The sequence below is a fragment of the Ruminobacter amylophilus genome (genome assembly GCF_900115655.1).
GTDB classification, from domain to species: domain Bacteria; phylum Pseudomonadota; class Gammaproteobacteria; order Enterobacterales; family Succinivibrionaceae; genus Ruminobacter; species Ruminobacter amylophilus.
Window position 1 is genome coordinate 135,886 of the sequence record NZ_FOXF01000003.1, and the last position, 7,467, is coordinate 143,352.

Below are 7,467 nucleotides of genomic sequence, written 5' to 3' on the forward strand. Positions count from 1 at the left end.
ATCCGCCCGTAACAGTTACCTGTCCGTCAGAATATGCATCAGAGCCTCAAAGGCTTCATCTTCATTCTTGGAGGACCAGGTGCCGTTCAGATAATTGTAGGTGAGCTGAACAGCGGCCGCTTTTTCTCCCATTTTGGCAGCGGTATGCAGAATTTCAAGCGCCTTTTTATTGTCTTCCTTACAGCCTATGCCGAACATCTTGAATGCGGCAAGGTTGAAATGAGCCTTGGCGTTGCCGCGGCTTACGGCCTTGATGAGAATGTCATGAGCCGTCTTGCTGTCCTGTGCTGTGCCTATGCCGAACAGATAGTAGATGCTGAGGTTGTTCTGGGCTTTTACGTAATCCTGATCTGCGGACTGTTTCAGCCATTTGAAAGACTCCTCATATTTACCGTCCTGGAAAAGACTCATGGCCAGCCGATACTGTGCTTCAGGATCGGTAGGTGCGGCTGATGCCGGTTTACGGACGTTTCCTCCGGCATCAAACATTACAGAAATTACCGGCTGTTTGCATATCTTTTTGGTTTTTGAAAGAATTTCATTGAAATTCAGCGTACCGTTGTTTGCCTGATAATCCTTTATGAAGAACAGATCACTCAGCAGACCTATGGATATCTGAATGGAGTTTTTATTTTTCACCCCGATGGTCCCTGCAAGGATTGGGTTCACACACATGTTTCCCTTGGAGGAATCCTCATAGATCGAACGGACAACTGTGGCACCGTCTGTTTTCATGGTTCTCAGTATTCTGATGGCTTCCGTCTGGGATTTCTGAACACCTTTGCCGTAGAGGTTCATGGATACCAGCAGAGCCTTGCTGAGTTCCGATCTTTTCTGATCCGGAATGCCGGAAATCAGGGAGTGTGCTTCGCCGTAATTACGGTAGCTGTTTTCGGTTGACTTGATGAAAGCAAGTTTTTCCGTGCAGTTTACGGACCCGAGATCCGAGCCTCTTGTGTACTGTCCAACGGCGGCTCTCAGGTCTCTGTCGCGTCCTTTTCCGTAATAGAAGAGATCACCGAGATTACAGAATGCGTCAGGTATCTTGGCTTCGGAACCTTTACGGTAGTATTCCTCCGCCTTGGCGTAATTCTGAGCCACGCCGTTGCCTGTTTCGTAGAGCATGCCCATTTCCACCGGATAGCGTTCCTGAATTTCAGGAGGCGCCACGGCGATGAACTTTGCCACTTCTCTGCTGTTGTTCATCTTTATGTAGTAATTAAGCAGTGCCGTATCAACGTCCTTGTCGTTTCTGTCGCGGTAAGGTTCGAGATAGCGCAGAGCCTCCTTGCTTCCGGTTTTGGTTTCAATAAGGGCAAGACCGGCTTTGCGGTATGCCTCTTTGTTACCTTTACGGGCTGCGAAGATGAAATTTTCGGTTGCAAGACGTTCATCCCTGACGCCGTCAATAATGCCGCCTTCATAGATGAGACCGAGTTCATAGGCGGCACTGGCATTGGTCTTGGCAGTATGTATCAGCAGATTGTAGGCACGCTGTCTGTTTTCCTTGACACCTTCTCCGTTGAGGTACATTTTTGCCATCATGTAGGTGGCATCCTGATTGTTCTGTTCCGAAGCCATGGAGAAGTATTCAAAAGCCTTCTGAAGCTCCCGCTTAATGCCGTACTCCCCGTTGTAGAGCAGCTGACCTGCCTGATACATGGCATCTGAATGTCCGGATTCGGCGGCTTCTATGATAAAACGTGCTCCCTTTGTCTTGTCGGCGGCTGAAGCCTTTTTGTCATCAAGCAGAATGCGTCCGTGAATGTACTGAGCATTGGAATTGCCGAGGCTGCAGGCCTGTTCCAGCAGGGACATGCCTTTTTTGACATTCTTTTTAACACCGTTGTGTCCTTTGAGATAACGGTTGGCCAGTTCGTACATGGCGTCAGAGTTCTTTTCATCCACAAGAAGCTTGAGAGTGGCAATGTCTTTTTCCTGCAGCATTTCCGGTGTGAGCAGGTTCTCCTGCCGTTCCGGTTCCGCCTGCTGTTCCGGAGAGGTGATTTCAGCCGTTTCCACTGATTCGGATTCTCTGGCGGCTTCCTTCACGCTCCGGTTGTTTGACAGATCTTCAGCCGAACCCGGTTCAGGATTTTTTACATGGGCGGTTTCCACGATGACATTAGCTTCCGGAGTTTCTTCTTTTACTCCGGCATCAGCTGTTTCAGGAGTGTCTGCAGAGGTTGTTTCCATGCAGGAATCTGAGCCGTCGGAACAGGATTTTTCTTCGGTATCGTTTGCCGGTTTTTCGGCCTGAACAGTTTCCGTCGTTTGAGTGTCGGCCTGAATGCCGGCAGTCTCGGAAGACTGCTGTGCATCTGTTGATGCTGAGGCGGTCTCAACGGTTTCATGAACTGTATCCGTGTGTTCGGTCTCGGTCTGAACAGCCGCTGTCTCGGAACCTGAAGTTCCGGCAGCGTTCTGAGTGTAAAGCTCGCTGTTGCTGACTTCTCCGCCTCTTGTCTGAGCCATGAACTTGTACGGTTCATATTCCAGCATGCCGAAATTGATCTTCCCGAGTCTCTGTTCGACTTCGATGAAATCGGTTATGATTTTCAGCTTGTTGATGGCCTGGGTACGTTTGGTTGTAAGGATTTTTGTAGGAGCGAAGATCTGTCTGGTGTCAGGACTTATTTCCAGAGTCTTCAGCAGCTTCATGGAAGGGAGGTTAAGATTGAAGAGAATTCCCTGCTCCGTATTTCCCACAAATTTACCCTGTTCAGGATTCTGCTCCAGATGGTTTTCCACGGCGGCTATATCTGATCCGAGAAGGGTAAGGGTGATCTCGGTTTCGGAACCGCTGTTGATTCTTTCAAGAAGGGAAATATCCTTGTGGTAGTTGTTTCTGTCGTCGTCACTCATCTTCTTCGATGCACGGCTCAGCAGATCTGAATACCCCTGAAGATCAGGAGCCAGAATATATACGTTTTTGAGCTCAGGACATCCTGTTATCGGCTGAGTTATATTCATTTTGTACGCATGAAGCTGAATCTTGTCCAGATTGGCAACGTTCTTGTATTTTACCGGTGTTACTATACCGGTAAGAAAGAACGGTTCACTGGTTGTGGCAATGCACTGGTAGTATTTTTTGCCCAGCTCCGCGAAGTCAAGAGACTTTCTTACCGTTGATTCGAATGCGGACTTCAGCATGTCGATGCTGTCATGGTTTTCCTTCGGGGTTTCTTCCCTGATCATCGGAATGTGTGCCATGACTGCCGGCAGTCCTTTCTGCAGTCTGATGACGTCCTTGAGTGTATTGGTGTTAAAGCCTACAAAGTCGGATGCGGAAAGGTTCAGCATGGTGCTGTTGTTCAGATTTGTCGGGATCTGACTGATGAGGCTTTTTGATTCATCGGTTATGAATCTGCGCAGCTCGTAACCCGATGCGCGTTCGTAGTCGTTTGAACCTATCAGATAGCGCGCCAGATTAAGGGCGTCATACGGACCGAACATGGACCTGACATCCTGAATTGTGTAGTCAGGATTGTTTTTGTAGACGGTGTAGGCAATGATCGAATCCTTGATATGCTGTTCATCTTCGGAATGAGGTTTGTATATTTCAAAGATGTTGCTGAGTGAGTTCAGGTAGAAGGCATAGGTCTCGGGAACCAGCTTTTCTGAATTCAGCTGGTTTGAAAGATAGATGATTTTGTCCCTGATATTGGAGTTGGCGGCAGTTGACAGGTATTTACTGATATCCACGCCGCTGTCGTCGACAGAGACGGATAAACCGAATTCTTCCTCTTCACCCGTATTCTGTTCTTCATAGCCGTAGCTTTCAGAAGAATCCTCGTCATCATCGCTTTTTTCAGGAATATCCGGATTTTCCGCCTCATACGTTTTCAGCATGGAAACGAGTTCCGGCATTTCGTCATAACTGTCGGACAGAATACACCCGTACAGAGCCCCGGCGATGGAAACCGGAGAAGTTGGATCGATGTTTTCAAAATTGTTTTCGCTTTCCTGGGCCTTTTTTGCCTTTATTACGGTATAGGTACCGACACCGACACTTGCGGCTGCAACTACAATACCCAGAAGAAGAGCAGGTTTGGAGAGACCTGAATTACGACGTCTGTTCATGCTAAACTCTTTATTTTTATTGTCTTTGCCTCTGACTGCAGAGTTTATCCGTAAGAAAAGGTACTGCGGATTTGAGCCTTCTGCCGTCAGGAAAAGTCCTTTAACGGGATCAGCCTGCGGGAAGCACGGGTGGCAACGGAAACAGCCTGCAGAGCGGAGTCTGCCGGCGGTGAGATTTGCTGTACTGTTTTTCCTGCAAGTGCTGATTTGTTATTTTTACGGGTCTATGCTGCCCGCGGACTGTTTTTTCAGTATCTACCGCTCTGCGGGCATCATGTTATGAATTATTATGTTTCCCGTTCTTCATGAAGGGATTATGATGATGCAGAGCATGCTCAAAGCATTGATAGATAGTATACACACGATACTTTATATGATACAGGATATGAAGAAATACAACATAAAACAGTGACAAGTTCTTGCAATAATCAAGAATTCAGTCAAAATTTGCAAAAATATATCCGGGAATAAGCGTGCTTTAGGCCTGAAAATGATTTTAGTGCCCGATTGTATTTTTTTTCGGCGGAAAACTCCGGAATCAGATGTTGTTTTCAAGCTTTTCAAAGCCCACCTTGATAATCTGCGAACCGAATACTTCACAGATGGTGAAGCGGCAGTCAATGACGGTCAGACGTTCACCTACGGTAGGAATGCCGCCGAGGTGGTATGAAAGGAAGTCTCCAAGGTTAAGATCCTGTTCCTTTGAGGTGATGACAAGATCGTATTTTTCGGCAATTTCAGTCATGTTGGATTCGCCGGACAGAAGAATATCTCCGTTATAAGGATAATGAACCTTCTTGACCGGAGTGTCACCGTTGAAGATTGCATTCAGCAGAAGCTCGTCGTCGGAGTGTCCGATAATGGAGATGATATCTCCCTTCTTAAGCTTGAGGCGGCTTACCGGATGCAGAATCTGGCTCTTGCGGAATACGGAGGCAACCATGGTTCTGTTCGGAAACTTGATTTCGCTCAGCAGCTGATCCTGACAGGTTTTATGCTTGATTTCGTAATTGAAGATTTCATAGTCATCGTCAATGGTTATACCCATCTGACCCTTGCTTACCGGAGTGGTGGAGCTTGGAGCGTAAACGTCAAAGAATTTCGCCACCGGAAGAATGGTGGCTCCCTGTACCAGCAGCGAGAATATCACCACCACGAAGGCGATGTTGAAGAAGATGTCTCCGTTAGGAATGTCATTCATGATAGGGTAGATAGCCAGTACGATAGGTACTGAGCCTCTCAGGCCTACCCACGAGATGAACAGCAGCTCCCTGGTGCTGAATTTGAACAGCAGTTTAAGACAGAGAAATACGGCGACCGGTCTTGCAAGAAACGCCATGACGCATGCCACGATAAGACCGTCGACTGTGTGTTCTATAAGTTTAGGCGGTTCAACCAGCAGTCCGAGCATCAGGAACAGACATATCTGCGACAGCCAGGTAAGACCGTCCTGCACAGGACGTATGTAAAGCAGCTGTCTCATGTTGGTGTTGCTGATGATCATGCCGATGATGAATATTGCCAGGAATCCTGAACCGTCCATGGATGAGGTGATGGCGAAACCGGTAAAGGCCACGCCGAGCACCAGAAGGGAGTAGAGACCGTTAGGAATGTTTATGGCGTTCAGAAGCATTCTTCCGAGATAGCCGAATACGATGCCGAACACGATACCGAAGGAGAACTGTTTGATGAAGAACAGCAGGGCGTTTGAAATGGTAAATGTTTCTGAGGCGGTAACGTCATTGGAATTGACTGTGGCCTTGATGATTTCAATAACTGTAATTGTCAGAAAGATCGCCATAGGGTCGTTGGTTGCGGATTCAATTTCCAGCGGTCCCTGAACCTTGTTTTTAAGGCTTACGCCGTTGCTTCCCAGGAGAGAGAACACCGCACCGGCGTCTGTTGAACCGATCATGCATCCCACAAGCAGTGATTCAAAAAAGCTCATTTTGAATATGTAGTAGACGGCTCCACCGACAATAAGCGTGGTAATCAGTACCCCGAGGGTGGAAAGTATTATCGCGGGCTTTGATGCGGTTTTAAAGGTGAAGAAGCTTGTCTGACAGCCACCGTCAAAAATAATGATCGCAAGAGCCAGATTTGCGATATAGAAGGCCAGATGATAATTGCTGAATTGAATGCCGAGAATAATTCCGTTTTCTCCGCACATCATTCCGAGAATAAGGAACAGAAGCAGAACCGGCAGACCCATAATTGAGGAAATTCGACTAGCAAAGATGCTGCATGACAGCAGCAGCCCTATGATCAACATAATGTGATTTAGCTGGTCCATTCTGAATTAATCCCTGTTCTTATCGGCTGATTCGGTGTCAGTGCCGTTTTTGAAAGTTAGTTCACGGCTTTATAAATCAGCGCTCCATCCCTGTTCTGTAAATGCTTTCAGTAATTATAAACATTAAACTTGAGTCAAAAACAGTAAAATTTAAATATTTTATATTTTTGGCTAAATAATAAACAAAACTCCTCTTATTATCTTAACATGAAAAAACGCATGGTTCCTGCCGTCTGTTTAAAAAGCTGTCAGTTTTTGACAGTAAAATCATAATTATGAAACTCAACTTTCCCACATGATTTTGAGTGGAAAAACATAGCGCAACCTTAATCCATGCGGTTTAGGTGTTTTTTAAAAACATGTATTGATTTTTATGACAATTTTGGAGTTTTTTTGGTGGCGAATTCTTCGTACAGACCTAATACGAAATCCTGAATATAAGCAATCTGTTCGGTAAACCAGCTGCTGAGCATTTTGAAAGCCAGTACCATTGCCTTTTCGTAACAGCTTTTTTTCCCGAGTTTGATACCAAATCGTTAAAGACCTCTTGAAAAAAGGGCTCTTCACGGAATTGTTGTGAATGTAAATATTGAAGAAGGGGCAAAAGTATTCTAGTATTTAATACCACACAAAAACAAATAGAGATACTTTATGCCCCTTCAGACGTATCACAGATAAACTCAGTCTGCCAACCATTTATTTTAGTTTCAACCAGTTCCGATCCCAAAACCTTAAAATCCGTTTATTCTTTCGAAAGCAACCGCCAGACTGTCCTTTTTGCAGAAAAAAGAATGTATATGCTCATGCCAGACACTCAACTGAAATTAAGGATTTTCCGGATCATCCTAAACACCGGCTAAGTCTGGTTTTTCACTATCACGGATACAAGTGTAGAGAATGCGGACAATATTTTACAGAGGACATACCTGAAAAGATTCCGCATGCCAGAATAACCTGTCGTGCTGCAGAATGGATTAGAAGCCTGTTATCCAAAAACATGTCTGTTTCTGCTGTTGCGGAAATTACCGGTATCCATTGGGAAACAGTTAAGAAAATCCATCAGGGAATCATGGATGAATTTCTTAAAAAAC

3 protein-coding genes are annotated in these 7,467 nt (G+C 45.8%); 1 reads left to right on the forward strand and 2 read right to left on the reverse strand.

Translation table 11 applies throughout. From position 1 onward, the window contains the following. Nucleotides 1-15: 15 nt before the first annotated feature. On the reverse strand, nucleotides 16-4,083 hold the full coding sequence (locus tag BMY80_RS01650) for a tetratricopeptide repeat protein (RefSeq protein WP_093140338.1): 4,068 nt from the start codon (nucleotides 4,081-4,083) through the stop codon (nucleotides 16-18). A gap of 538 nt (nucleotides 4,084-4,621) precedes the next feature. Next, the gene (locus BMY80_RS01655; RefSeq protein WP_093140341.1) at nucleotides 4,622-6,376 is read right to left on the reverse strand and encodes a potassium/proton antiporter; all 1,755 of its coding nucleotides are present in this window, start codon (nucleotides 6,374-6,376) and stop codon (nucleotides 4,622-4,624) included. 949 nt (nucleotides 6,377-7,325) lie between these two features. Here BMY80_RS01655 and BMY80_RS12775 point away from each other — a divergent pair. Next, nucleotides 7,326-7,467, forward strand: a 142-nt coding sequence (locus tag BMY80_RS12775) for a helix-turn-helix domain-containing protein (RefSeq protein ID WP_425441288.1), incomplete at its 3' end; no start/stop codon positions are given.